Here is a 24,101-nt window from a genome sequence, read left to right as displayed (position 1 = left end):
TTCCGGCCCCGATTATTCAATCAAACAACAGTAATATTTTTTTTCTAAAAAAGAAGGGTGAAAGAATTCACCCTCCGGTATATGCATACATTAGACATGAGACTATTTTATCAACCGGTTGCAATTCCATCTGCCGCTGATTCGTTCCTGACCGGTATATGTTTTCACGTGCCGCAACGATTCACATTCCGTATATCCGCACGTGTTTTATTCCTGTTTCATTAACATTTTCCCGTACCTGCCTGCTCCTTTTCATTAACATTTTTCACATGGGGGGATATTTCGTTCATCCCTGACAGTGTGTATCAAAACACTGTCTTCCCTTCACCTGCTTATACGGCAAAACACCGCCCCGATTCGCTCTGATTCATCACAGCCCGGGCGGATATAGGTAAAATGCTGCCTCAAAAGGCCGCACTCATAAGGCTTTGTCCGGAATTGGGGCTTGGACGAATGAAAGGCCGGCCAGCGAGTTATTCACGTACGATTATCCAGTATTCCGCCGGACAAGCCTTTACGGGTTTTTCAACTTCCGTAAACCGGATGGGAACAACATTACGGATGCTGTTCTATACTAAAGAGTGGTTTTTGGTAGGTGAAGGGTGAATCGTTTTGAAAAAATAATTTTCGGGAAAATTCACCCTTTATGACGGTTTTGGTGTCTTTTCCACAGTAAGTTCTTCTTTTATTATGGAATCAATTTCAACCAGACTAAAATGCTTTTTGGAGCATAAAGGCTTAAGTACTACTGCCTTCAGCCGCGCTTTGCATTACAAGAGCTGCGAAAAGATCGCCCGCCTGTTCCGGTCGCACGGTGCAAAACCGAGTGTGGACATCGTGGCGGACATTGCTGTCCGTTTCCCGGAATGTAATATCCGCTGGCTCATCAGCGGACAGGGGGAAATGCTGCATGCCGTACACCGCGAGCCTTCCGCTGAGGATCTCCTCGAATTCCTCCCCCAACGCTCCTTCCCCACCTATCAGCTCGCTGCTGAAGTGGAAGAGGAAGTAGGGGAAGAACAAGCATAAACCCTACAGGCGCCGGCCCAAAAACCGGCCCTTGTATGCCATACATTTCCGCGTATGCGGATATGCATTGCCGTATACCTGCACCCGTGCAGCATATGGCTTCGTGCCCCCGTACAACCTATACAACCTATTGTAAACCAACCGAATCCCGCGATAACCCTAATTATAAAGGGCCTGCCTGGAGAGGCGGCCCTTTTACCTAACATCTACTTTTATATATCGCTTTTATCAAAAAAACTTAGTTGTACCCCTGGTTTTGCTCAAGGTTGCCCACCCGCACGTCTTCATTCGGGATCGGTAGCAGTTCGTTTTTATTGGCCCTGAAACCCAGCGGCGCCAGCTCAGTTGCAGCTCTGCCCCAGCGCACCAGGTCCAGGTAACGGAAACCCTCAAACGCCAGCTCCAGGAACCTTTCATTCACGATCGCTTCAAACAGCGCGGCCCCGGCAGGCTGTATCTCACCCAGCTTTGCCCTTACCCGTACTTTGTTCAGCTCCGTCCTTGCACGGCCTTCGTTGTTCGACCGGTAATAGGCCTCAGCAGCCATCAGCAGTACATCCGCATAACGGATCAGTTTTGTATTGGTGCCGTAGTTCAGGTCCGTTACCGCGCCGCCCTCGTCCGTGGTGAGCGTGGAAAAAGAGCCGTATTTACGTTGCCAGTAACCTTCAAAGTCCCATACATTGGTGGCGTTCCATTCGCCGCCGCCGGCCCTCAGCTCCGTGAGGGACAGGATCGTGTTTTTGCGGCGCTCCACATCACCGGCTGCCACATAGGCATCGTATAATTTCTTTTTGGGCAGGTTAAAACCCCAGCCGCCCAGCAGCGAATCGCCCGGCATGGCTTTGTAAGGTTCTTCGCGCGGGCCCATCAGTTTGATGTGGATATTGCTTTCGATCTGCCTGAAACGGTCCCAGGGAAAGTTGTCCCAGTTATATTTTTTGCTGGATGAAAAGGGCACTTCAAATACGCTTTCCACGCCAAACTCACCCTGTTTTGAAAAGGCTGCCGGGAATTTGTCTTCCAGGTCATACTCGCCGGACACGATCACGTCGTTGAACTTCGCCGCCGCTTCGGCCCATTTCTGCTGGTAGAGATATACTTTGCCCAGCAGCGCCTGCGCCGTTCCTTTGGATACCCTGAAACGCTGTGCCGCCGGCAATGCACTTTTCACCGGAAGGATGGCAACGGCTTCCAGCAGGTCCTTTTCCAGCTGTGCGTATACTTCGGCACGGGGCGTACGTTTGGTGGTGTTGTATTGCTCAGGTTTCAGATCGCCGAGCACGAGGGGCACATCGCCCCAGAGGGCCGTAAGCTCGAAATAATAATAAGCGCGCAAGGTCTTACACTCGGCTACCAGTCTTTTCTGAAGATCGGTTTCCCCCTTCACGCGGTTGATCACCTGGTTTGACCGGTACACGCCAAAATAATTCACCCGCCAAACCCACAGCACGCCCTGGTTCTGGGCATCGGTCGTAAAGTCGTCCAGGCTCTGGTAATGTCCCTGGTCGCCGGGATCGTTGCCGCCGGCATTGCCTTCGTCCGACGGGAATGTTTTTACCAGCAGCGGGCTGCCCCATCCCCAGTTATACTCGGCCTGGAGGAAGTCGTAAGCCGCATACGTGGCTGCCAGTACGTCGGCGTCCGTTTTATAATAATCTTCCAGCGGCGTGCGCCCGGGAATCTCCTGGTCCAGGAAACTCTTGCCGCAGCTGCTGCTGAGCAACAGGGCGGCCATTCCGGCGATCGTATATTGAATGATGTTTCGTTTCATGATTGATTGGATTGCAGGTTAAAAACTAAATGATAGGCCGACGATTGCTGTGCGGGGAATCGGGTATACGCCGCGGTCAATACCAAGACTGTTATTGTCATTGCTGCCAGCCTCGGGGTCCATTCCCTTGTATTTGGTGAATGTAAAATAGTTGTCCAGCGAGCCGTAGATACGCGCGTTGCGGATGTGCGCCCTTTTCAGCAGGCTTTCGGGAAGGGTATAGCCGAGTTGCAGCTGGCGGACGCGGGTGTATGAACCATCGAACAGCATTTTGTCGCTGTTGTAGGCGTATTTGCTGCCGGAGTTCGGTGCGAACCAGGAATTGCTTTTGTTCTCAGGCGTCCAGCGGTCCGTCCAGAAAAACTCGGGGCGGTTGGCCGTGGGCCTGTCAATCCTGTTGAAGCCCATCAGCACGTCGTTCCCTTTCTGGCCCTGCACCAGCACCATCAGGTCGAAACCCTTGTAAGACATCGTGAGGCGGCCGCCGTATACAAAATCAGGATGCGGGCTGCCGATGAACTGGTAGTCGCCCTCGGAGATCACCCCATTCCCGTCGGTATCCACCGGGACAGGATCGCCCACTTTAATGCCCTGGTCCGTCGTATAGTTCTTCAGGAAGTCATCCACCTGGGCTTGTGACTGGAAAATGCCGTCTGTCTTAAAGCCGCGGAAATACCAGATGGGGTAACCCTGTTCAAACCAGGAAGCCTGCCAGCCCGTGCCTACCACGCTGCCGGGTATACGGTCCACAAATTCATTCAGGGATACTACTTCGTTTTTGATGGTGGTAAGGTTCGCACCTATTTCGAATTTAAAGGCGCTGCTGTTATCATTGCGGTAGCTCACTTCAAATTCCCAGCCTTTGTTCCTCACATCACCACCGTTCACAATGTGCAGCACGTTCCCTACAAAACCGGGTACGGTGCCGGGTGTGAGCAGGCCTTTGGTGAGTTTGTTATAATAATCCACCACCACGCTCAGGCGGTTGTTGAAGAAACCCATGTCTGCCCCGAAGTCCAGCTGTTCGCTTGCTTCCCATTTCAGGTAGGGGTTTTCAAGGCCAGCAGGCTCAGCGCCCACCAGGAAATTATCGTCAATATCCGGGAAGCCGATGCCTTCCGTAGTGATCAGCGACTTCCAGTCCCCGATCCTGATATTTGCAATGCTGCCGTTCTGGCCCCAGCTGGCGCGCAGTTTCAGGTAATTCATCACACCGTCCGGGAAAAACCCTTCGTTGCTGGCTACCCAGCCGGCGGACAATGAGGGGAAAGTACCCCAGGTATTGGCCGGCGGCAGCAGGGAAGATCCGTCCCTTCTCAGGATGGCGTTAAAAAGATATTTGCCTTTATAGTCGTATTGGATCCTGCCGTAATAGCTCACCATGGAGGTTTGTGTGGCGATGCCGTTCAGGCGGTCCTGGTCGTCGGGCACAAAGTCCGGGTAGGAGAACTTATCGTCTTCACGGAACATGCCGGAGGTGGTACCGTTCAGCCTGTCGTAGCCGCGGCGCAGGGAGCTCATACCGGCCATGATGCTAACGTCGTGATGCCCGAACTTGCGGCTGTAGGTGGCGAAGTTTTCCCACTGCCAGTTGTACCAGTTTTCATTGTTATCCAGGGTGCCGGCGGCGGTGTTCAGTCGTACGCTGGACCACCAGAAGGTGGGCGTCCAGGCGTGATTGCGCTGGAAAGCGGCGTCGAGGCCGAAGCGGCTGGTGACGGTGAGGCCTTCGATAGGCTTCAGTTCCGCGAATATGTTGCCTACTACTTTATGCTGCGTGGTGAAGTTGTGCGTGATGTCCATCTGCGCCAGCGGGTTGCCGGCTTCGCCCCATACATAGTCGGACACGCCGTAATAGCGGCCCTGCGGGTCTTTGATAAGGGAATAGCCTTCGGAAATAGCATCCTGAACACGCTGCGGCAATGCGCCGGTATACACTACCGGCATGATGGGATCAAGGAGTATCGCGTTGTTGATCACGGATCCGAATTCGGAATCTTCCGTTACACCGTTGCGTTTATGGTAAGCGTAACTCAGCCTGTTGCCCACATTCAGCCAGGGTTTCACCTGGTGGTCCGTATTCAGCCTCACGGTGTAGCGGTTGAAGCGCGCTTTATCTCCGCCGATCACACCGTCCTGCCCGTAAATGGTGCCGCCGATGAGGTAGGAGGATTTTTCGCTGCCGCCGCTGATGTTCAGCGCATACCGCTGTACCGGGGCGTTCTGTGAAATTTCGTCCAACCACATGGTGCCTGTTTTGCCTTTCCAGTCGGCCGGATTGGGCCTGTCCACGGTTACGCCCGCATCTTCCAGGTACTGGCTGTATTGTTCGGCATTCATCATCTTCATGGGGTTTTTGATGCTCTGCCTGCCGTACTGCATACTGAAATCGATGCGCGGTGTAAGGTCTTTGTGGCCGGTTTTGGTAGTAATGATCACTACGCCGTTCGCGCCTTCCGCCCCATAGATCGCCGCGGATGCCGCATCTTTCAGCACTTCCACGGAAGCGATCTCGGAGGGGTCAAGATATTCGATGCCACCGGCGCGCATACCGTCTATAATATAGAGCGGTTCAGAAGAGCCGTTGGAACCTGTACCACGGATGCGCACACGCATGGCGCTGCCGGGCGAGCCGGAAACGGGTAGTACGGTTACGCCGGCGGTTCTTCCCTGCAAAGCCTGCTCGATGCGGCTGGAAGAAACGGTGGATATTTCAGCCGCCTTGATGGAAGAGATGGCGCCGGTCACCAGGCTTTTGCGCTGGCTGCCGTAACCTACCACTACCACTTCGTTCAGGTCGCGGTTGGATACATCAAGGGTGAGGTCTATGTTGCTGCTGGAGGTAACGGTCACTTCTTTCGATTCATAACCGAGCAGTGACAGCTGGAGGGTTTTGCCCGCTGCTGTTTCCAGGGTGTATTTTCCATCGCCGTCCGTCTGGGTGCCCCGCATTTCCCCCTTCACCTGGATGGATACCCCGGGCAATGGCGTACCATTTTCCCCGTCTGTGATACGGCCGGTGATACGCACTTTACGAACCGTATCCACCATGGCGCCGCTCACCATCATACTGGTAGCGCCGTTCAGCCTCAGCAACGGCTGTGCGGACTGCTCCTCACCGCTGGCCTCCTGCTTTGCGGGGCTGGGGGACTTTGGGCGGGGAGCCTTACTATCGTTCAGTGGCACAATGGCCCAGGTATTGGGCTGTACGGACTGCGCCTGCAGGCCATGCGGCACCAGCAGGGCGCGAAGCATTTCTTCCACATTTTCATACGAGGAAGGCGTGAAGCTCACTTTTACTTTGGGTAATTTTTTGGCTTCGTAGAGGAGGTCTACTTTGTAATCTTTGTGGATTTCCTTGAGGAGTTGCACGAGTGTTTTCTGCTGCATTTTGTCTTCGGCGGTATTTTGCCAGGCCGGCCGCGGCTTGCGGCTGAAGGCTACATCCTGCCGGGTTTCAGCATGTGACCCGCTGGCGGCGGCTGTAAAAGCCGCAACCAGCAAGGTCTTGCGCAGCAAATAGTTAGCGTTCATAATATGGGAATTTTAATGCGGGTAAAACAAAATTTATTTTGGTTGACATTATTCGGGCGTTCAGACTTTTTCCAAAGACTGTCAGTTCTCTCGTTCCTTACTGTTTTGATGGACGGCTATTGCTCCTTCAGGGAGAATATCAGCTGCTGGTCCTTCTGCTCGATCTCGATGTTCATTGTCAGGGAAAGGGCCCTGCTCAGTTGTTCTATGTTTTCAGCATACAGATCGCCGCTGATCCACTTCTGTTTTATTTCGGGATCGGCGATGATAACTTCATATCCGAATTTGGCCTTTATCATGGCGGATATATCGGCCAGGGATGTATTTTCGAAATGATAACGATGGTTGCGCCAGTCTGCGATCAGCTCTGTATTCACAGCTTCTTTCAGCTGCGAAGCGTCTTTATCCACCAGCACTTCGTCACCGGGTTTCATCATGATCACTTTCGGGCCCTGGCTGATGGGGGCATTGGCCGTGAGCTGCACCTTACCTTCTTTCAGGGATACGGTGGTGCGCGCGCCGAGCATATTCACATTAAACTTCGTTCCAAATACTTCCACATCAATCTCCTTGGCATGCACGATAAAACGTGCATTACCCGCGCCGGGCTTTTTCGTGATCTCGAAATAAGCTTCTCCTTCCAGCCAAACGGCACGGCTTTCCGCGGCGTTCCATTCTTCAGGGACGCGCAGGGTAGAATTAGCATTAAGGTAGACGAGGGAACTATCCGGTAACAAGACCTGCCTGATCTCTCCGTAAGCGGTGCGGTATTCAGTCATTCCGCCGGAAACGAGTTGGCAATATATAAAATATGAAGCGTAAGCCAAAAGAGGAAGCGCCACCGCTGCGGCCATTGCCCTCCAGATCCTGCGGCGGATAAGGCCGGGGCGCCGGGTGCTGAGCCGGGATTCGATCTTACGCCAGCTTTCCTGCGTCTGCGCTTCCGGCACCTGCCGGCGGCGGAAACGGAAGGGCGTATTCCCGGGGTCCTGCGGTAAAGGCTGATCTTCCATAACGTGTTTTTATAGAAGACACCGATATATTCCGTTTGATACTCTCTTTTTGTCAAGTTTTTTTGAAAAATCAGGTCATTACCCTGAAAAACAGCCACCACAGCGGTACCTGCCCCATCAGATTTCTCAGCTGGGCAATGGCTTTATGCGCCAGGTTGATCACGCTCTGGTAATTCACCTTCATGATCTCCGCGATTTCCGGGTAGGTCAGCTCCTCGTAAAAGCGGAGGTAGATCACTTCCTTTTGCCGTTTGGGCAACTGGTTCAGGTACTGGCTGAGTTTCAGCTGCTGCTCCGTCTGCTGTTCGGCGGCTATCATAATGTCTTCGGGAGAAAATTCGATGTCGGGCTCTTCTGTGTGTAATATCTGCATGGACCTGACGCCCCTGAGCTGGTTGAGTGCCTGCCGCCTGAGCGCGGTGAAAAAGAAAGCGCGTACGTTGCGGAGGGGGCCGGTCTCTTTTTTCCGGTACCAGATACGGATGAACACTTCCTGCACCGCGTCTTCCGCCAGGTCTTCATCATTGAGCATGGCAAGCGCGTACCGGAACAGGACCGGGTGCAAATGGCCGTGGATGTGCGCATATGCTCGTGTATCGTTTTGCAAAACGGCCTCCCAGTAACGGGTCAGGTCCTCGCCTTGGTCATAGGTACCCGGCATGAATAATGATGATCCTTGGGTTTTAGAATATGGAACCTCCCTGTAAAATAACGAATCTGCGGGAAAAGAATGTTTATCTTTAAAAATAGATACTCATGGTTATGATGTTGATTCCTATCCTTTTTGTTGTGCCGACTGCGTTGATCTACTTTGCTCTTCCCGCTATCGCCCTCATCGTGATCCTTTACCTGACACGCCGCAATGCCAGGCGTTACGGCAACGGGGCGGATTCCGGCAACGATTCTTTCGGCGCTTCGGGTGGTTTATGGGCAGATGGCGGATCAGATTTCGGGCATTCGCATCATTCAGGTTTCGATGGCTACGACGGTGGCAGCGGAGGCGGTGGCGGCGCGGACGGCGGATGGAGTGACAGCGGAGGCGACAGCGGCGGTGATAGTGGTGGCGGTGATGGCGGCGGCGGAGATTGATAACCTGTTCACCTCATAAAAGAAAAAGGCACAAGCTGAAGCTCGCGCCCGTTATATTAGCAGCATATTCCTATAAGGCAGTTTAATTCCTTTTTAAATGCGCGGAGTGCAGGTACCCGATGCAGATACCCTGCCCCGCACCCATAAGGGAGGTCTCTCCTATCTGTTACAGCATAGTTTCCCCCTCAGGCTTTACAGCTAGTCAGGTTTCACGGTAAATGTAAATGGCTTGAATATCTTTTGGGGCCAATATCCTGGTTTCCGTTCACAGCAAAGGTATACAGCTCATACAGAACTTCAACCACATAAAGATGTGAATTCGCCATTTCGGCGGATGAGCTGTCGGAATAACCGATCAAAGCGTTTAATTTTGAGGGATCAATTCACTATGCAAGCATCCCTTAAGGATATCTGCCGCTTTACCATCATGTTGTTTGTGCTCCAGTTATACGCAGCACATGCCATGCCCCAGCGCCACCTGTACAGCCGCCTCACAGTGGAAGACGGGCTGCGCAGCAATTACGTGAATACCGTATACCAGGACCGTAAAGGTTTTATGTGGGTAGGCACTGACGGTGGCCTGCAACGTTACGACGGCCGGCAGTTCGAATATTTCCCTTTCCTGGAAATACCCGGCATCGCGCAGGAAGAAGCCAAATTTATACTGGAAACAAAAGACAATCTCCTCTGGGTGATGTTCAGCACCTGCGCCGTCACCTACGATTACATAAAACAGGAAGTACACAAAGTACCGCTGATCGGGTATGAGAACACCGCCGTGAGGGCCACCCAGTTCTTCCAGGACAGCAGAGGTCGCATCTGGCTCTGCACCGCGGAACACGGCGCTTTCCTGCTGGACGAAAAGGCCCGGGCCTTTGTGCCTTTTTCCCGGCTCTTTACCAACTGCCGCGGCTTTAATGTATGCAGCATGGCGGAAGATTCCGTCACGCACCAGTTCTGGCTTGGTACAGACAAAGGCCTTGCCCTCCTGGATTTTTCGCAGAAAACCTGCTATACCGCCAGCTACAACCCGGATCATATCCCCGCCCTGGATGTGCCGGGGCTGCAAAAAAATATCACCCGCCTCTTCGGCGATAGCCGGCAGGGGCTTTACATCAACACCTGGGCTTACCAGGCCGAGCACCCGGACTTCCATCACTACGATCTCCTCTCCGGCAAGCTGAGCGGCGACCTGCTGCACATCGGCGCACTTACCTTTATGATGGAAGACCAGCAGGGCAACGTATGGAGCGCAGGAGATAAACTGTGGCGCTTTTCCGATAACGGCCGCACCGCACAGGAATTTGCCCGCGACCAGTTTGCCCGGTATGGGCTGGACTATACAGATATGTTCTGCCTCGAGGAAGATAACATGCAGAACATGTGGATAGGCACGAGTAACGGTATATTCATTTTCAATTACAACAAACAACAATTCCGCACTACACCTTTCAAACCCGCTACAGACAATCGCCCCTGGCCATTGCTGGAAGCTACCGACATCTGGCAGCACCCGAACGGAGACGTATGGGTGACCAGCTGGGGACAGGGCCTGCTGATATACGACAGCACGCTCAGTCATCTCAAAAAACAACTCAAACATCCTTCGGATTTTAAATACAACATGCTCTGGTGCATGCAGCTGTTGCCCGACGGCCGGGTGGTGATCGGCGCCCAGCATGCCAACCTCCTGCTGGTGAACCCCGCCGGCTGGAAAGTGGAATACCGCAAGCTGGACGCGCTGGACAACCGCACCGTGCGCAGCATCGCCCTGGACCCCGACGGGAATCTCTGGCTGGGCACGCAATGGGGCATACTGGCCAAATGGAATTATAAACACAACACCATCCGTACCTGGACGGACGGCCTGTACCGGCAGGGCCGTTTTCTGTGGCAGCATATCCAGGACCTTCATGCGGACCGGCATCATAACATCTGGGTAGGCACCTCCGGACACGGCCTGCTAAAGATGGATACCGCCGGCCGCATCCTGCAGCGTTACGCGGTGAACGAGTCGCGGCACCCGCTGCCAGGGAACAACATCCGGAACATCAGCCCGATGGGCGCGGACAGGCTGGTGATCGCGAGCGGGGGCATTTCCCTGCTGGATATCACCACCGGTAAAGTACTGAACACGATCACCGAAGAGCATGGCCTGCCCGTGCATATCATTACCAATGTGCTGCCGGTGAATAACCAGGCCGTGTTTTTCACCACGAACTTCAGCGCCGGCAAAGTAAATCTGGTCAACCGTAAAGTGGTGCATTACGGCCGCAACTACGGCGTGGCGGACGAGACATTCCAGTTGCCCACCACCTGCAGGCTGCGCAGCGGCCATGTGGTATTCGGCTCCACCAAAAGCATGATCACCTTTTACCCGGACAGCCTGCTCGAGCCGGAAAGACCGCCGGATGTACGCATTCACTTTTTCAAAACAGGAGAAGACGTGCAACCGTCCTACAGCCCCATGGTGGCGGACGGCATTCCCAGTATGGTGCTGCAATACAAGAACTGCACCTTTACCATCGGCTACACATCGCTGGCTTACCTGGAGCAGGACAACCTGACTTATTATTACCGGCTGGACGGGATCGACAACCAATGGATAAGGGCTAATAAAAGGCAGTATGTGAATTACAGCAATCTTTCCCCCGGCAATTACACTTTCCGTGTGTATTGCGAGAACGGCGAGGGGCTGGCTACCAAAAATATCACCACCATGACGATCCTCATCCAGAAGCCGGTATGGCAGAAGGGATGGTTTTACGGTGTGCTGGCGCTGCTGACCGGCGGGCTCATCTACGTGATACACCGCCTGAGAGTGAACCGCCTGCTGGCCACCGAACAGGTGCGCCGCCGCATTGCGCGCGACCTGCACGACGATATGGGCTCCACGCTCACGTCTATCAACATCATGAGCAGCATGGCCCGCCGCAATGCAGTACAGGAGGATATGAGCAAAACGCAGGACTTCCTGGTTAAGATCGGGGAAAGCACCACGCGTATGATGGAAAGCATGGACGATATCGTATGGAGCATCAATCCGTTGAATGACAGCACTCCGCGCGTGATAGCCCGTATGCGCGAGTTCACCACCAGTATGCTGGAAGCCCGGCAGATCGGGTTCACCTTTTCCATAGACGAAAAGATATACAGCCGCAAGCTGAAGCTGGAAAGCCGCCACGACTTCTTTATGATCTACAAGGAAACCATTACGAACATTGCCAAATACGCCCATTGCACCTTCACGGACATTCGCATACAATTGCGCAAAGGCCAGCTGGTACTGCGTGTGCAGGACAATGGCATCGGGTTTAATGTCAATGAGGCCGGGGAAGGGGACGGGCTGATGAATATGCAGCGCAGGGCTTACCGGATGGGCGGGCAGCTGAGCATACAGTCGCAGATCGGGAAAGGAACGGTGATCACACTGATGTTCCCTACCACATAAGCATGTGATTGACGGGATGCCGGCGGCGGCTTACCTTTATGAAGCACAACAACACCTGGATATGATCCGAATCGTGTTATATGAAGACAACACTAAACTGCGGGAGAACTTAACATTACTGATCGACGGAGTACAGAATTTTGTAGTATGCGGCGCATTCAAAAACTGCGACCACATTTTGCAGCAGACCAGCGAACTTCTTCCCGACGTGATCCTGATGGACATTGATATGCCCGGCACCAACGGCATAGAAGGCCTCCGCATTGTCCGCGGCCAGTACCCCCAGCTTCCTATCCTTATGCTCACCGTGTTTGACGACAATCAACATGTGTTTGAAGCCATCAAAGCGGGGGCGGACGGCTATCTTCTCAAAAAAACGCCCCCCGAAAAACTGCTTGACTACATCCAGGATGTATACGACGGCGGCGCGCCCATGACCTCTTCCATCGCCCGGCAGGTGCTGCACCTGTTTGCCCGCCAGCCCACTGACCGCAATGAACTGTACAATCTTTCAGAACGTGAAAAAGAAGTATTGCAACTGCTTGTGAACGGGTATAGCTACAAAATGATCGCTTCGGAAATATTCATCTCCATAGACACTGTGCGCTCCCACATCAAAAAGATTTACGAAAAACTACACGTCAATTCCAAATCAGAAGCAGTAGCAAAGGCTTTCAGGGACAAACTGGTATAATACGGCATCTTGTTCCCTCCACTCACCCGCCCGGCTTACCGGTCATCCCCCGTCGCTCCGTTGCAAACCACATCGTTATGTGATTGTGCACCAGCATTAAGTTCCCCAATTTTGTACCGTAACAGGAACGGAAATATCATGAGAATAAAACGGAACCGGCAGCGATAAACGGAAACCATTTTTAATTTGAACCATGCGTGTTAATACCCACACACCAGTGAATACAATAACAGGGGTATCCCGTCAAACAAATAACGACATCATACAATTCATCGCGGAATGTTATAAAAAGGTCCACTGTTTTATATACCTGCAGCAGGTAGCCCCAAAATTTTATTACCCATAACATCACATTGTTCCCCAAAGGGCACACCTCGCGTGTGCCCATTCTCATTTTATATGCAACACTTTTGGCCGGAAATTTGTTACCTATGCACTAAACATCCAAAAAATGATAAAGCAACTGACCCGCCTGTTTATGGTATCCGCGGCAGCCATGCTGTTGTTCAGCGCCTGCGCTTCACAACAGGGAGCCTCCGCACCTACGGCCAGCGGCATGCGCAAAAGCGCAACAGGCAAATGGACCCTGAACAATGTGAGCTACGACGGTCTGCCGGCAACGGCCAAGATCAAAACGGTATTTTCCAATATCCCCCCGGACTGCCTGCAGGGCAGCAACTGGGTACTCCCCAGCAACAGCTACGGTTCCTACACGCTTACCTCCACCAGTACAGACTGCCCTACCGGCATGCAGAACATCGTATGGAGCACCCTCAACCAGGGCGGCGTGATCATGATCCAGTTCAAGGAGCTGGCGGACGGGGTAAAAGCTAAAAACATAACGGACGGCTACCGCGTGGAACTGCAAAGTGCGGACAACGCTTCCATGACATGGCGTGCGCCGGTATCTTATGAAGGAAAAACTGCTTATGTAGTATATTCATTCAGCAGGCAATAAGAAAATATTCAAACAAACAGTAAAAGGAAAAAGCGCTGGCATATTTTGCCCCGTTTTTTCCTTTTTTCTTATTGTATCTTTGCCCTTCGTTTTTAGAATTATTATGAAAGCATTTAACTTATTTATCAAATACCGTCTCCCCCTGGGCTTCCTGCTCCTGGCAGGCGGTATTGCCCTTGGTTTTGCCTTTGGCTGGTGGGAAGCCTCCATTGTACTGGTACTGGCCCTGATCTGTATCGTAACGCATTTCCTGTTCGGCCCCATGCGCCTCATCCAGGAAGCGGTGGAAGCCGGTGATGTGGAAACGGCCAGCCGCCTGTTGAACCAGATCCGTTTCCCCAAACTGCTCATCAAACCGATCCGTTCAGGTTATTACATGATGCAGAGCAATATGGCCATGTACACCCAGGACCTGGATAAGGCCGAAGCAGCCGTTAAGGCCAGCATCAAGACCGGCAGCCCCATGAAAGAGTATGAAGGCATGCAGTACTTCCAGCTGGGCACCATCGCTTACCAGAAAAATGATATTAAAACGGCGGATGCCAACCTGAAAAAATCCCTCAAGCTGGGCCTGCCCGATAAAGAAAATACCGCCGCCGCGCTGCTGACGCTTTGCTCCATTGCCATGAGCCGCCGCGATTTCAAAACCGCCAAAGACTATTTCCGCCGTGCTAAAGCGCAGAAGCCTACGACCGAACAGATCGTGAGCCAGATCAAGGAAATGGATAAATATATCAGCCGCATGCCGGGTTGATAACCGGAATGTTACAAGCATAAACGAAGAGGCGATCCTGCACAGGATCGCCTCTTCGTTTATAATAACGTAATGTCTATGTTGCTAAATCTGCGCCAGTGCCTGCGCAAGGTCGGCTTTCAGGAACCCTGGCTCTTCCAGCCCGATGTATATCCGCACCATCCGGTGTTTTGGCTGATCCGCGCTGAAGCCGCCTTCGGGCACAGCGGCGCAGGCCGGGAAAATGAGCGATTCGTGCCCGCCCCAGCTTACCGCCATTAAAAAATTCTTCAACGAATTGCAGAACCGCTCCACCTGCGCCGCTTCCGTTGCTTTCAGCTGGATAGTGACGAGGCCCGCGGCGCCTTTCATTTGTTTTTGCGCCAGTTCATATTGCGGAAATTCCGGGTCCAGCGGATAAAATACTTTCTCCACCTGCGGCTGCTTTTTCAGCCACTGGCAGATCTCCTGTGTACTTTCCTGGCTGCGTTTCAACCTAATCTCCATCGTACGCAGGCCACGGAGCAGCAGCCATGCGGAGAAAGGCGCTATCGTGCTGCCCACGCTCAGGAATTCGGACACGAATATCTTACGGAGCATTTCACGGCTGCCCGTGAGCACACCCGCCACTGTGTCGCTGTGGCCGCTGATGAACTTGGTAGCAGATTGCAGGCAAAGGTCCACGCCGAGGCGGCCCGGCTGCTGGTACAGCGGCGTGCAGTAGCTATTGTCCAGGATCGTGACGATGCCTTTGCTCCTGGCCAGCCTGGTAATGGCTTCAATATCCTGCAGCTCGAAAGTGAAGGAGTTGGGCGACTCGAGGTATATAAGACGCGTATTGGGCCGGATGGCCTTTTCAAAATTCTCCGTGTAAACGCCGTCCACAAATGTAGTGCTCACGCCAAAACGCGGAAGCAGGTCCTCCAGTATATGCCGTGCCCAGTTGTAAGGGTCCTGCACACACACCACATGATCCCCCTGCTTCACCTGAGAAAGCACGGATACGAATATTGCCGCCGCGCCGCTGCCGAACACCAGTGCATCTTCCGCTCCATCCAGCGCGGCCAGTTTCTGGCGGAGGATATCCACCGTGGGATTGTTGCCCCTGCTGTAAAGAAATCCCTTGTACTCATCCTGCAACAAATCACGAAGATCCGCAACCGTATCAAACGCAAAGTTGCTGCTTTGCACAATGGGCGGGGCTATGGCATTAAAATACAATTCCCGGTCCTCTCCTAGCTGATTGATAATATAAGATAAATCCATAGTCTGATTTAATACCTGCGCGGGTTATGTTTTCTTCCGCACGACATACTTCATAAAAATGTAAATGGGCAGTCCTGCTACAAACCACACCATTCCTCCCAATGCCTGGCTCAGGTCTGTTATAAAAATATTGACGGTTACAAAAAGATAAACGGTAATAAAAAACGCGGGGATCAGCGGGTATAGTTTCATTTTGTAAATACCCGTCCCATCCAGGTGTGCTGTTTTTTTCCGAAGCACAAAGATAGTGGCTGCGGCCGAAGCCAGCCCGATCGAATCAAAAAGCATCACATAACGGATGATCGTATCGAAGTTGCTCAGGAAATACAGCAGGCCTATCACCAGTGCGGTAAATACGGTCAATGCCACTTCCTGCACCTGCGTTTTGCTGTTCACTCTTTTGAAAATGCCCGGCAACACGCCGTCTTCAGCCATGGCGTAATACATCCTGGGGTTAGACATCAGGTTCACATTCGCATAACCCAGCACCGACAGGAACAGCAGCACACTGGTGACTTTAAAGCCGTACTCCCCGAAAAACGCCCCGGCCATACGCGCAGCCAATGCATCGGTATTTTTCAGCTGTTCGAAACCTATCACTTTAACGTACGCATAGTTCACCGTGATATACAGCAGCAAAATAATTGCGATCCCCAGCATGATAGCTTTAGGCATGTTTTTGCCGGGCTCTCTAACATCGCTGCCAAAGTTGATGGTCTGCTGGTAACCGCCGTAAGTAAAAAAAACCGGCACCAGCGCGGCTCCGAAAATATACGCCCAGCTATGCGGCGAAGCCGCGGAAGCCATTGCTTGGGGAGGCGCCACGTTGTTGCTGAAAGCGGCGAGGCATAACAGCAGCACCAGGGTGATCTTAAATACGGTGAGCACATTCTGCCAGCTGGCGCTCATACGTATGCCGGACAGGTTGATCAGGTACAGCATGAGCACTGCGCCAATGGCAATGGCCTTGCGGCCACCTTCGTGCTGGATGGTTTCCGGCAATAACACCGGGCCGATATACTCCGCCCCCACGATACACACGGCGGCGATGGATGCGGCATTGGATATCAGCAGCGTCCAGTTGATCATAAAAGAATAAGCGGGATGGAAACCATAAGAAAGCACCTTGTAAAACCCTCCGGCTACCGGGTAACGGCTGCCTATTTCCGCGTAGGTGAGCGCCCCGCAAAGGGTAACCAGGCCTCCCAATATCCATACCATAAAAAACAAAGAAGGAGTGCCGGTTTCCCGGGCTACGCTGACCGGCGTTCTGAAAATACCCATCCCTATTACCAGCCCTACCACTATCATCGTAAGGTCAAAAGGGCCCAGCTTTGGTTTGATGCTCATAATATTACAAGATAACCGATTAACCGGTTATTTACATAAAATATCCGTAGGTTTGCCCCCGGTAAACGGTTGCCCCTGATTTTGATCGGGCATTAATAGGGAATCCGGTGTAAATCCGGAGCTATCCCCGTAGCTGTAAACCCGCCGCCTGCCTCCCCGGCAGCGCGATGTTTTCCGGGATCCTCCAGCCACTGCCCCGATAACCCGGGGCGGGAAGGTACCTCCGGGAAGCGGGCAAGCCAGAAGACCTGCCGCATTACCTTCCATTCCCTGCTTCGGGTGAAAGCAGAGAGCATGTTGCACTTATTCAACCTATTAACGTACATGAAAAAGAAAAGCTCAATGCTTACTTTCGGCTTGCTGGCTATATGCTATGCAGCCTCCGCGCAAGATTCCGCGCAAGTCTCACAACTGAACACCTTTGTAGTTACAGCCACCAAATTTGCTAAAAAACAAAGTGAAACCGGTAAGGTACTTTCCGTGATCACCAGCCAGCAGCTCGCCCAGAGCCAGGGCCGCACCGTAGCGGACGTACTGAATGAACAAGCCGGCATCGTGATCAACGGGGTAGGTTCCAACCCCGGTAAAAACCGCGAACTTTATTTCCGTGGCGCCACCAGCCAATACACGACCATCCTGATGGACGGCATTCCCGTAGCGGACGCCACCGGCCTTACCGGCAGCGCCATCGACCTCCGCCTACTGCCTGTGGACCAGGTAGAACGCATCGAGATACTGCGCGGCACGCAAAGCACTATGTACGGCGCGGACGCCATCGCCGGCGTAGTGAATGTGATCACTAAAAAAGGCAGCGGCAAACCCATAAGCGCATACGGCGATCTCGTCTGGGGCAGCAACCGCAGCCTGAAAGGCTCGCTCGGCCTCCGCGGCCAGCAGGACAACGTGGATTACAACGTCAATTTCACGCACTATGAAACAGACGGTATCTCCGAAGCAGCGGCGCCAGACACACTCAAGGATCCCGCTTACGACCGTGACGGCATCAAACAAAACGCCTTTATGGCGAACATAGGCATCCAGGCCACCGAACAGCTGAAACTGCGGCCCTTCCTGTTTTACAGCGATTATAAAAGCCTGTATGACGGCGGGCCTTTCGTAGACGCAATTGTGAACAACAACAAATCCTCACTGATCCACACCGGCATCCGCGGTGACTATGACCTCAACGGCAAGGGACAGATTCACGGAAACTTTGCCTACCAGAAAATAACCCGCCGCGACGAAAGCTCATGGGGCGTTACCGACCTGGACGGCCGGTCTTATTTCGCGGAACTGTATGCAAACTATGACCTTACCAACTGGCTGCAAGCCATGGTGGGCCTGGAATACCGCAAGTCGCAGATGTTCGACACCACATTCGACGCCCCCTACGGCGTACGCGACATGTACAATACCAGCCCTTACGCAGCGCTGTTTATCAAAAACCTGCATGGCTTCAGTTTTGAACTGGGCGGGCGGTATACCATGCATTCACAATACGGGAACAATTTCACGTATACCATCAACCCGTCCTATCTCGTTTCTGACAAGCTGAAAATATTCGCCAGCATCGCTTCCGGGTTCAAAGCGCCTACCCTCACTTCCCTGTACAGCATCTGGGGCAGCAAAGACCTGAAACCGGAACATGCCACCAGCTATGAAGCCGGTGCACAAACCTTCCTGCTGAACGACAGGATAGACCTGCGCGCCGTGGTGTTCAAACGCGACCTGAAAGACGTGATCGCCTTTATCCCGGCTACCAACAAGTACGTAAACTTCAACCAGCAGCACGATAAAGGCCTGGAAATCGAACTGGCCGTACAACCTGTCAAAGGGCTGAACATCAAAGCAAACTATGCTTATGTGGACGGAGAAGTAACCACGCAGGATACTCCCGGGAAAGACACGACCTACAACAACCTCGTTCGCCGCCCCAATCATACCGGCACACTGAACGTAGGCTACCAGGTTACCAAACACCTGTTTGTAAGCGGCACCCTCCGCCACATCGGCAGCCGCTACGACCAGTATTATCCGCCTTTCCCCGATCCGATGCAGGTTGTACAGCTGGAAGCCTACACCCTCCTGGACGCATACGTGGAATACCGTTTTTCGCCGAAGGCTAACTTATTTTTCAACGCAAATAACATCACCAATAACAAAAAATATTGGGAAATTTACGGCTACTCCGTGTTAGGCTTCAACGTAGCCGCGGGAGTGTCCTTTACACTGTAATCATTAAATTCAAACAGATGTCGATCAAGAGTTTACAGCCGCGTTTTTTTGTACTGCTGCTGTTCATTATCGTATCAGGCGTATTGCGGATCACCGCTGCCGGTAATATCACGCCCTTTTCCAACTTCTCGCCGGTAGGCGCCATGGCGCTGTTTGGCGGCGCTTGTTTCGCGGATAAATGGAAAGGGTATGTATTTCCCCTGCTCACGCTTTTCCTCAGCGATGTGATCATGATGCAGACGGTGTACAAAGCCTACTCACACGGCAATCTCCTGTTCAGCGGCTGGTATTGGGTCTATATCGGTTTTGCCGCCAGCGTGCTCATCGGGCAGCTGGTGATCAAAAAGATGCGCGTGGGAAATATTGTACTGGCCTGTTTCCTGGCGGCTATCGTACACTGGCTGTTTGCGGACTTCGGTACCTTCATGGGCGAATTCAGCATCGACATTACCACCGGCAAACCCTTTACCCGTGATCTTGCCGGTCTTCTCAGGTGTTATGAACTGGGCCTGCCTTTCCTGAAAAACACGCTGCTGAGCAATCTTGTATTCAGCGGCATCTTCTTCGGACTGTTTGCCCTGATGGAAAAAAAGATACCGGCGCTGGCCGTCCGTTAATATCATCAAAGGGCTGGCTGAATGGCCGGCCCTTCTTTTATTATTTTAAACTGCTTACCATGATTGCTTCTTCCTTCCTCCCCGCAGCTACCCAGATGATCTACGACATGGGCCTGCAGCATATGCTACAGGGCGTAACCTTCGAATGCCCGCCCGTTGCGCTGGCGGAAAAAGAACGTGTAGTGCGGTATGTACTGGAAGGAAATACTTACAGCAGTGAGGAAATAGACCGCATCTTTTCCGCTTCCAAAGCGCAGGGGAAAAGTCTTTATTATGTAGACGAGCCTTTGCTGGAGAAGATTTCCCCGGACGTGATCTTCACCCAGGACGTATGCGAAGTGTGCCAGATAGATACACACTGCACGCAGCAGGCCGTATACAAACTTTCCAAACAGCCCGAGCTGGTAAGCCTCAGCCCGAACAACCTGACGGATGTATTTAACTGCGCCATCACCATCGGCAAAGCGCTGGGCGAAGAGGCAGTAGCCTACCGTTACCTGGCCGCCCTCCAGCAGCGCCTGGATCTGATCACGGACCGCCTGCGCCAGCACCGCTCCCCGCTGCGCCGCGTTATGATCATGGAATGGATGGCGCCCGTATACAACTGCGGCCACTGGATTCCTTACCAGGTGGCATATGCAGGCGGTGTGGACATGTTGTCCAACCCGGCCGGCGATTCCATCGTCACTCCCTGGGAAAAGATATTCCGTTACGATCCTGAAGTACTGGTGATCGCGCCATGCGGCTTCCTCACGGGCCGTTCCGCCGAAGAGCTGCATCTTGTAACGCAAGTGCCCGGCTGGAATAACCTCCAGGCTGTACGCAACAATGAAGTATATCTTGCCGACTACGACCTGTTCACCCAGCCGAGCGCAAGCACGCTGACAGACGGAGTGGAAGTGCTCGCGCATCTTTTTCACCCGCAGGTATTTGAAGCGCCGGAGAAACTGAAAGAGAAATTTATGGCATTGGAGTTGCAGAAGGTATAACAAGGCGGCATCAGACGATTCTTGCCAATATCGCCCCTTTTCTGGGGAGAGAATTATTCAGTCAATTTCTGTCTGTAAAATGCCAGGCAGGGTTGCTTCCTGGCGGTTTTAACCGATAATTTCCCATTTTTTAAGCATTCTAAGTCCAAGGTAAGTCCAAGGTAAGTCCGAGGTAAGTCCAGGGTAAGTCCAAGGTAAGTCCAGGCATTACCCGGCCCTCACCATGTACCCTCCCGGTTTGGCATCGTAACCACCCTATTCTGACGGCATACTGACGGCGTCTATCCCGTATTATTAAACAAGAACGGGCCTCAGATGAGGCCCGTCTTGTTTTTGTTAGTATAACTTACTCTTCTACATGACTATTTGATCAGCCACATCTCTCCATTGATGTCGTCCGTACCGCTGAACTGTCTTTGCAGAGCGGCTTTTACCTGGTCGTTGTTGGTCTGGTATTCCCTCTGCGGATACAGCCAGCGCTTGGGGATACGGCCTCCGTTTGAGTTGGCGGGGCCAATGTCAAACCTGGGAATGCCCGTCCTGCGGTACTGGTAATACGCCTGGCGACCGGAGTTCATAAAGAAAGACAGGTATTTCTGGATCAGGATCTGGCTAAGGCCTTCCGCGTTATTGCCCTTGTATTTCGCTTTTGCGGATGCGGCATACCAGGCATTAAACACATCATCGGAAATACCGTAAAAATTCATGGAAGCCTTGATGCCTTTTTTATACCAGGCTTCCGCATCGCCGGGCATCCAGCCGCGCTGGATGGCTTCGGCCACAGAGAAACACAGCTCGGCAAAACCCACCTGGATGCACGGTTCGCCGCTGCCTGTAGCCCAGTAGCGCCTTTCGTTGCCGTAGGAAAGAAAACCTTTGGCGTTCTGCGAACTTAGATCGCTGAGTACATCGCCCGTACGGCCGCCTTTGTAGGAACTGAACCTTGTGGCAAAACCGGGTACATTATTCGTCTTGGCGGTATCCACCGGTTCGGCGATTTCAAATGTGCGCGGGTCCTGGTAGGCGGTAAGACTGTCCAGGTAAGTGGCGCCCATATTGTTACGGCCACGGTCAAAACCGCGGTTGTAGGGCCCGAGCGGGTAACGGTTCTCCTGGATGTTCCCGTTGAACACCACGCTGTAGTTGTCCCCGTTGCTTTCCATCACCGGATACTTTGTCGGATCGGCCAGGATCGCGGCGAATTGTTCTTTTATGCGCAGATCGCCTTCATCCACCCGTTTGCTCATATTGATAAGCACACGCAGCTTGAAGGTATTGATCAGTTTACGCCATTTGTTCAGATCGCCGTCGAACATGAAGTCGCCGTTGATCTTGTTGCGCACGGCCGCTGTGAGGAATGCATGCATTTCGGTGCTTGCTTCGTCCAGCAGTTTCAGGCTTTGTACAAATACTTCTTTCTGTGTGTCGTACTTGGGGGTGAAGTTGTCCGAAGCGGCATTCATGGCCTCGCTCATCGGTACATCCCCGAATTTCATCGCCATGTCTATATAACAATACGCTTTCAGGAACTTGGCAATGATCAGGTAGGGCCTGTTTTCATCCCCGCCCAAACGGTTTGCTTCCTCTTCCATTTTCTGCACATTCCGCAGCACGCCATAACGCATGCCGGTAGAGCCCCAGTTGTAACCCTGGCTGGCATAATAATCGAAGTTGCTCACCCAGAACTGGTTTTCACGTTGCGCCTGGTCCCATGGATTATCTTTCAGATCTATCAGGATGCCGGTGAGCAGCAGGGTGGGCGGCGATGTGGTCGGTTTGTTCGGGTTGTCCTGTAAAGTGTCGAATTTTTTGCAGGCGGGCATGGCGGCGGCCAAAGCCAGGCATAATAATATAGCAGGGAAACGTTTCATGTTGTAATGGTTTTAAAGGATCAGAATACGAGGTTTACGTTGATGCCGTAGCTCTTTACAGACGGCGTTTGCAGGCCGTTGTTGCCTTCGATGAACTGATCCAGGTCTATGTTCTTGTGCTTCGTGAGATACAGCAGGTTCCGGCCCACCAGGCTTACGTTCGCCGTTTTGAAAGGCGTGCGCGCCAGCTGTTTGGCAGGTATGTTGTAAGTCAGTGTTACGTCGCGGAGTTTGAGGAAAGTTTGATCGATGATATTCGAAATGTCTGCGCCCATGAGATTGTACGCCCAATCCTGGAAAGTGGTTTTGTTTGTATTGGGAGCAAATTCGCGGGTATCGGAGATCACGTTGCCATCGCCGTCCCTTTTCAGTTCGCCTTTGGTGATCACCACGCCTTCGCCTACCCAATGCGGGATGGGTTTGTTGTTCGCATCACGGAGCGCGTCTTTTTCCCTTGCGGCAGGCCCCGCATCCGGGTGACGGCCGCCTTCCCAGAGTTTTTTGTTTACATAGTTCAGCGTTTTGCCGCCATAACGGCCATCCAGCAGGAAGGAGAAACGGAAGTTGCCATAACTGAACGTGTTCGTAAGGCCACCAAACCAGTCAGGGGTAAAGAATCCCACTCGTTTGGGCAGTGGGTCACGGATGGGCAGACCGTTTGCGCCATACACGATCTTCCCGTCCGGGGAACGCTGGAAATCCGTCGTGTAATAAGCATCCGCGCGTTCGCCTACTTTAATATTACCCAGCTTCTGCTGGCTGCCGGATGTCCGGGTTACCAAAAAGGTTGGGACTGGAAGCGATGAGCAGGCCGGAAACCTTACCGGATAAAGAGTTGATGGCATTCGGCTCGCGCGCTTTCACCAGGTCCGATCCTTTTACTTCCTGTACGGCAAAACCAAGGGCCTTCTTTTCTTTTTTGATGCCGAGTGCGGTCACTACGACTTCATTCAGTGCTTTTTTGTCGGTCAGCAATACCACATTGATCGTGGAACGGTTGTTCACCGGTTCTTCCAGCGGGGCAAAGCCTAAAAATGTAAATTGGAGAACCGCATTGGAAGCGGCCTTGAGGGTAAAGAGCCCGTTTACGTCCGTGACAGCGCCGGTGTTGGAGCCTTTCACTTTTACGGTCACGCCAGGCAAGGGTTGCTGGTCTTCGGATAAAACCCGGCCCGAAAGCTGGGATTGGGCCCAGGCTGCCGTACACAGGAAGGTAGCGGCAAGCATCAGGATAACTGCCCTGTGCAGAGGTTGTAAAATGTGTTGCATATGGTGTTACAGATTAAGCGATAGGTTGATGCAAAAGTGCTTATCCAGTATGTCCAAAATGTTAAGTATGGCTAAATTAACAGTATAGAAATATTAAAATAATAATTACTTAACATGGGCTGGACTTTTAGTAATTATAAACTGGCGATCTTTGGTCAATCCTCCTGGAACTGGCTAAAACACTATGATATTTGGCGATTCTAAAAAAATAACGAGGAAAGTTCTTCTA

At 52.6% G+C, this 24,101-nt stretch carries 18 protein-coding genes and 1 riboswitch; of the genes, 9 read left to right on the top strand and 9 right to left on the bottom strand.

Annotated elements, in window-relative coordinates:
- The first annotated feature begins 723 nt into the window (after positions 1-723).
- Positions 724-1,029 carry a hypothetical protein gene (locus EG028_RS14580; protein ID WP_120517127.1) on the top strand — a complete coding sequence of 102 codons (306 nt, stop codon included), beginning with the start codon at positions 724-726 and terminating at the stop codon, positions 1,027-1,029.
- A 238-nt stretch (positions 1,030-1,267) separates the two neighbouring features.
- Here the strand turns inward: EG028_RS14580 and EG028_RS14575 are convergent, their stop codons facing one another.
- The 4 genes from EG028_RS14575 to EG028_RS14560 all read right to left on the bottom strand — a co-directional run bounded on the left by EG028_RS14575 (position 1,268) and on the right by EG028_RS14560 (position 8,011).
- The gene (locus EG028_RS14575; protein ID WP_120517128.1) at positions 1,268-2,803 is read right to left on the bottom strand and encodes a RagB/SusD family nutrient uptake outer membrane protein; all 1,536 of its coding nucleotides are present in this window, start codon (positions 2,801-2,803) and stop codon (positions 1,268-1,270) included.
- Between the two features lie 18 nt (positions 2,804-2,821).
- The gene (locus EG028_RS14570; protein WP_206614452.1) at positions 2,822-6,337 is read right to left on the bottom strand and encodes a SusC/RagA family TonB-linked outer membrane protein; all 3,516 of its coding nucleotides are present in this window, start codon (positions 6,335-6,337) and stop codon (positions 2,822-2,824) included.
- A 116-nt stretch (positions 6,338-6,453) separates the two neighbouring features.
- Positions 6,454-7,350: a FecR family protein gene (locus EG028_RS14565; RefSeq protein ID WP_120517129.1), complete on the bottom strand. Its 897-nt coding sequence runs from the start codon at positions 7,348-7,350 to the stop codon at positions 6,454-6,456.
- A gap of 70 nt (positions 7,351-7,420) precedes the next feature.
- The gene (locus EG028_RS14560) at positions 7,421-8,011 is read right to left on the bottom strand and encodes an RNA polymerase sigma factor (RefSeq protein WP_120517130.1); all 591 of its coding nucleotides are present in this window, start codon (positions 8,009-8,011) and stop codon (positions 7,421-7,423) included.
- Positions 8,012-8,112: 101 nt separating this feature from the next.
- Between EG028_RS14560 and EG028_RS27690 the strand changes: the two genes are divergently transcribed.
- From EG028_RS27690 to EG028_RS14535, 5 genes are all read left to right on the top strand, one after another.
- On the top strand, positions 8,113-8,439 hold the full coding sequence (locus EG028_RS27690; RefSeq protein ID WP_162946505.1) for a hypothetical protein: 327 nt from the start codon (positions 8,113-8,115) through the stop codon (positions 8,437-8,439).
- A gap of 388 nt (positions 8,440-8,827) precedes the next feature.
- Positions 8,828-11,890, top strand: a complete 3,063-nt coding sequence (locus EG028_RS14550) for a sensor histidine kinase (protein WP_162946507.1) — start codon at positions 8,828-8,830, stop codon at positions 11,888-11,890.
- A 61-nt stretch (positions 11,891-11,951) separates the two neighbouring features.
- Entirely contained in the window at positions 11,952-12,584 is a 633-nt protein-coding gene (locus EG028_RS14545; RefSeq protein WP_120517353.1) for a response regulator, read from the top strand.
- A gap of 451 nt (positions 12,585-13,035) precedes the next feature.
- The gene (locus EG028_RS14540) at positions 13,036-13,542 is read left to right on the top strand and encodes a lipocalin family protein (protein WP_120517132.1); all 507 of its coding nucleotides are present in this window, start codon (positions 13,036-13,038) and stop codon (positions 13,540-13,542) included.
- A 103-nt stretch (positions 13,543-13,645) separates the two neighbouring features.
- Positions 13,646-14,296, top strand: a complete 651-nt coding sequence (locus EG028_RS14535; RefSeq protein WP_120517133.1) for a tetratricopeptide repeat protein — start codon at positions 13,646-13,648, stop codon at positions 14,294-14,296.
- Between the two features lie 84 nt (positions 14,297-14,380).
- Here EG028_RS14535 and EG028_RS14530 read toward each other — a convergent pair whose 3' ends face one another.
- Entirely contained in the window at positions 14,381-15,541 is a 1,161-nt protein-coding gene (locus EG028_RS14530) for a trans-sulfuration enzyme family protein (protein ID WP_120517134.1), read from the bottom strand.
- 24 nt (positions 15,542-15,565) lie between these two features.
- The gene (locus EG028_RS14525; protein WP_120517135.1) at positions 15,566-16,891 is read right to left on the bottom strand and encodes an APC family permease; all 1,326 of its coding nucleotides are present in this window, start codon (positions 16,889-16,891) and stop codon (positions 15,566-15,568) included.
- Between the two features lie 49 nt (positions 16,892-16,940).
- Positions 16,941-17,161, top strand: a riboswitch (cobalamin riboswitch).
- 54 nt (positions 17,162-17,215) lie between these two features.
- On the opposite strand from EG028_RS14525, the gene EG028_RS14520 reads away from it, so the two are divergent.
- Genes EG028_RS14520 through EG028_RS14510 form a run of 3 tightly spaced genes read left to right on the top strand, consistent with a single transcriptional unit; the run spans position 17,216 to position 20,732 of the window.
- Positions 17,216-19,126 (top strand): TonB-dependent receptor plug domain-containing protein, encoded by a 1,911-nt coding sequence (locus EG028_RS14520; protein ID WP_162946509.1) that lies wholly within the window; start codon positions 17,216-17,218, stop codon positions 19,124-19,126.
- A gap of 17 nt (positions 19,127-19,143) precedes the next feature.
- The gene (locus tag EG028_RS14515) at positions 19,144-19,743 is read left to right on the top strand and encodes a DUF6580 family putative transport protein (protein ID WP_120517136.1); all 600 of its coding nucleotides are present in this window, start codon (positions 19,144-19,146) and stop codon (positions 19,741-19,743) included.
- A 59-nt stretch (positions 19,744-19,802) separates the two neighbouring features.
- Positions 19,803-20,732 (top strand): ABC transporter substrate-binding protein, encoded by a 930-nt coding sequence (locus EG028_RS14510; RefSeq protein ID WP_120517137.1) that lies wholly within the window; start codon positions 19,803-19,805, stop codon positions 20,730-20,732.
- A 362-nt stretch (positions 20,733-21,094) separates the two neighbouring features.
- On the opposite strand, the gene EG028_RS14505 is transcribed toward EG028_RS14510, so the two are convergent.
- From EG028_RS14505 to EG028_RS14495, 3 genes are read right to left on the bottom strand one after another with little or no spacing between them, the layout of a single operon-like run.
- A complete protein-coding gene (locus tag EG028_RS14505) occupies positions 21,095-22,603 on the bottom strand; it encodes a SusD/RagB family nutrient-binding outer membrane lipoprotein (RefSeq protein ID WP_120517138.1) in 1,509 nt (502 codons plus the stop codon).
- Between the two features lie 20 nt (positions 22,604-22,623).
- A complete protein-coding gene (locus EG028_RS14500) occupies positions 22,624-23,385 on the bottom strand; it encodes a hypothetical protein (RefSeq protein ID WP_120517139.1) in 762 nt (253 codons plus the stop codon).
- Positions 23,345-23,872: a carboxypeptidase-like regulatory domain-containing protein gene (locus tag EG028_RS14495; RefSeq protein WP_120517140.1), complete on the bottom strand. Its 528-nt coding sequence runs from the start codon at positions 23,870-23,872 to the stop codon at positions 23,345-23,347. Before EG028_RS14495 ends, EG028_RS14500 begins: the two co-directional genes overlap by 41 nt.
- Positions 23,873-24,101 lie beyond the last annotated feature (229 nt).

The organism is Chitinophaga barathri (genome assembly GCF_003807585.1).
GTDB lineage: Bacteria > Bacteroidota > Bacteroidia > Chitinophagales > Chitinophagaceae > Chitinophaga > Chitinophaga barathri.
The sequence above is the reverse complement of the archived record's forward strand: the minus strand, read 5'-3'. Positions and strand labels throughout refer to the sequence as shown.

Coding starts and splice junctions, on each gene's coding strand:
- EG028_RS14575 (WP_120517128.1), bottom strand. CDS start 2,803: ATGAAACGAAACATCATTCAATATACGATCGCCGGAATGGCCGCCCTG.
- EG028_RS14570 (WP_206614452.1), bottom strand. CDS start 6,337: ATGAACGCTAACTATTTGCTGCGCAAGACCTTGCTGGTTGCGGCTTTT.
- EG028_RS14565 (WP_120517129.1), bottom strand. CDS start 7,350: ATGGAAGATCAGCCTTTACCGCAGGACCCCGGGAATACGCCCTTCCGT.
- EG028_RS14560 (WP_120517130.1), bottom strand. CDS start 8,011: ATGCCGGGTACCTATGACCAAGGCGAGGACCTGACCCGTTACTGGGAG.
- EG028_RS27690 (WP_162946505.1), top strand. CDS start 8,113: ATGATGTTGATTCCTATCCTTTTTGTTGTGCCGACTGCGTTGATCTAC.
- EG028_RS14550 (WP_162946507.1), top strand. CDS start 8,828: ATGCAAGCATCCCTTAAGGATATCTGCCGCTTTACCATCATGTTGTTT.
- EG028_RS14545 (WP_120517353.1), top strand. CDS start 11,952: ATGATCCGAATCGTGTTATATGAAGACAACACTAAACTGCGGGAGAAC.
- EG028_RS14540 (WP_120517132.1), top strand. CDS start 13,036: ATGATAAAGCAACTGACCCGCCTGTTTATGGTATCCGCGGCAGCCATG.
- EG028_RS14535 (WP_120517133.1), top strand. CDS start 13,646: ATGAAAGCATTTAACTTATTTATCAAATACCGTCTCCCCCTGGGCTTC.
- EG028_RS14530 (WP_120517134.1), bottom strand. CDS start 15,541: ATGGATTTATCTTATATTATCAATCAGCTAGGAGAGGACCGGGAATTG.
- EG028_RS14525 (WP_120517135.1), bottom strand. CDS start 16,891: ATGAGCATCAAACCAAAGCTGGGCCCTTTTGACCTTACGATGATAGTG.
- EG028_RS14520 (WP_162946509.1), top strand. CDS start 17,216: ATGAAAAAGAAAAGCTCAATGCTTACTTTCGGCTTGCTGGCTATATGC.
- EG028_RS14515 (WP_120517136.1), top strand. CDS start 19,144: ATGTCGATCAAGAGTTTACAGCCGCGTTTTTTTGTACTGCTGCTGTTC.
- EG028_RS14510 (WP_120517137.1), top strand. CDS start 19,803: ATGATTGCTTCTTCCTTCCTCCCCGCAGCTACCCAGATGATCTACGAC.
- EG028_RS14505 (WP_120517138.1), bottom strand. CDS start 22,603: ATGAAACGTTTCCCTGCTATATTATTATGCCTGGCTTTGGCCGCCGCC.
- EG028_RS14495 (WP_120517140.1), bottom strand. CDS start 23,872: ATGCAACACATTTTACAACCTCTGCACAGGGCAGTTATCCTGATGCTT.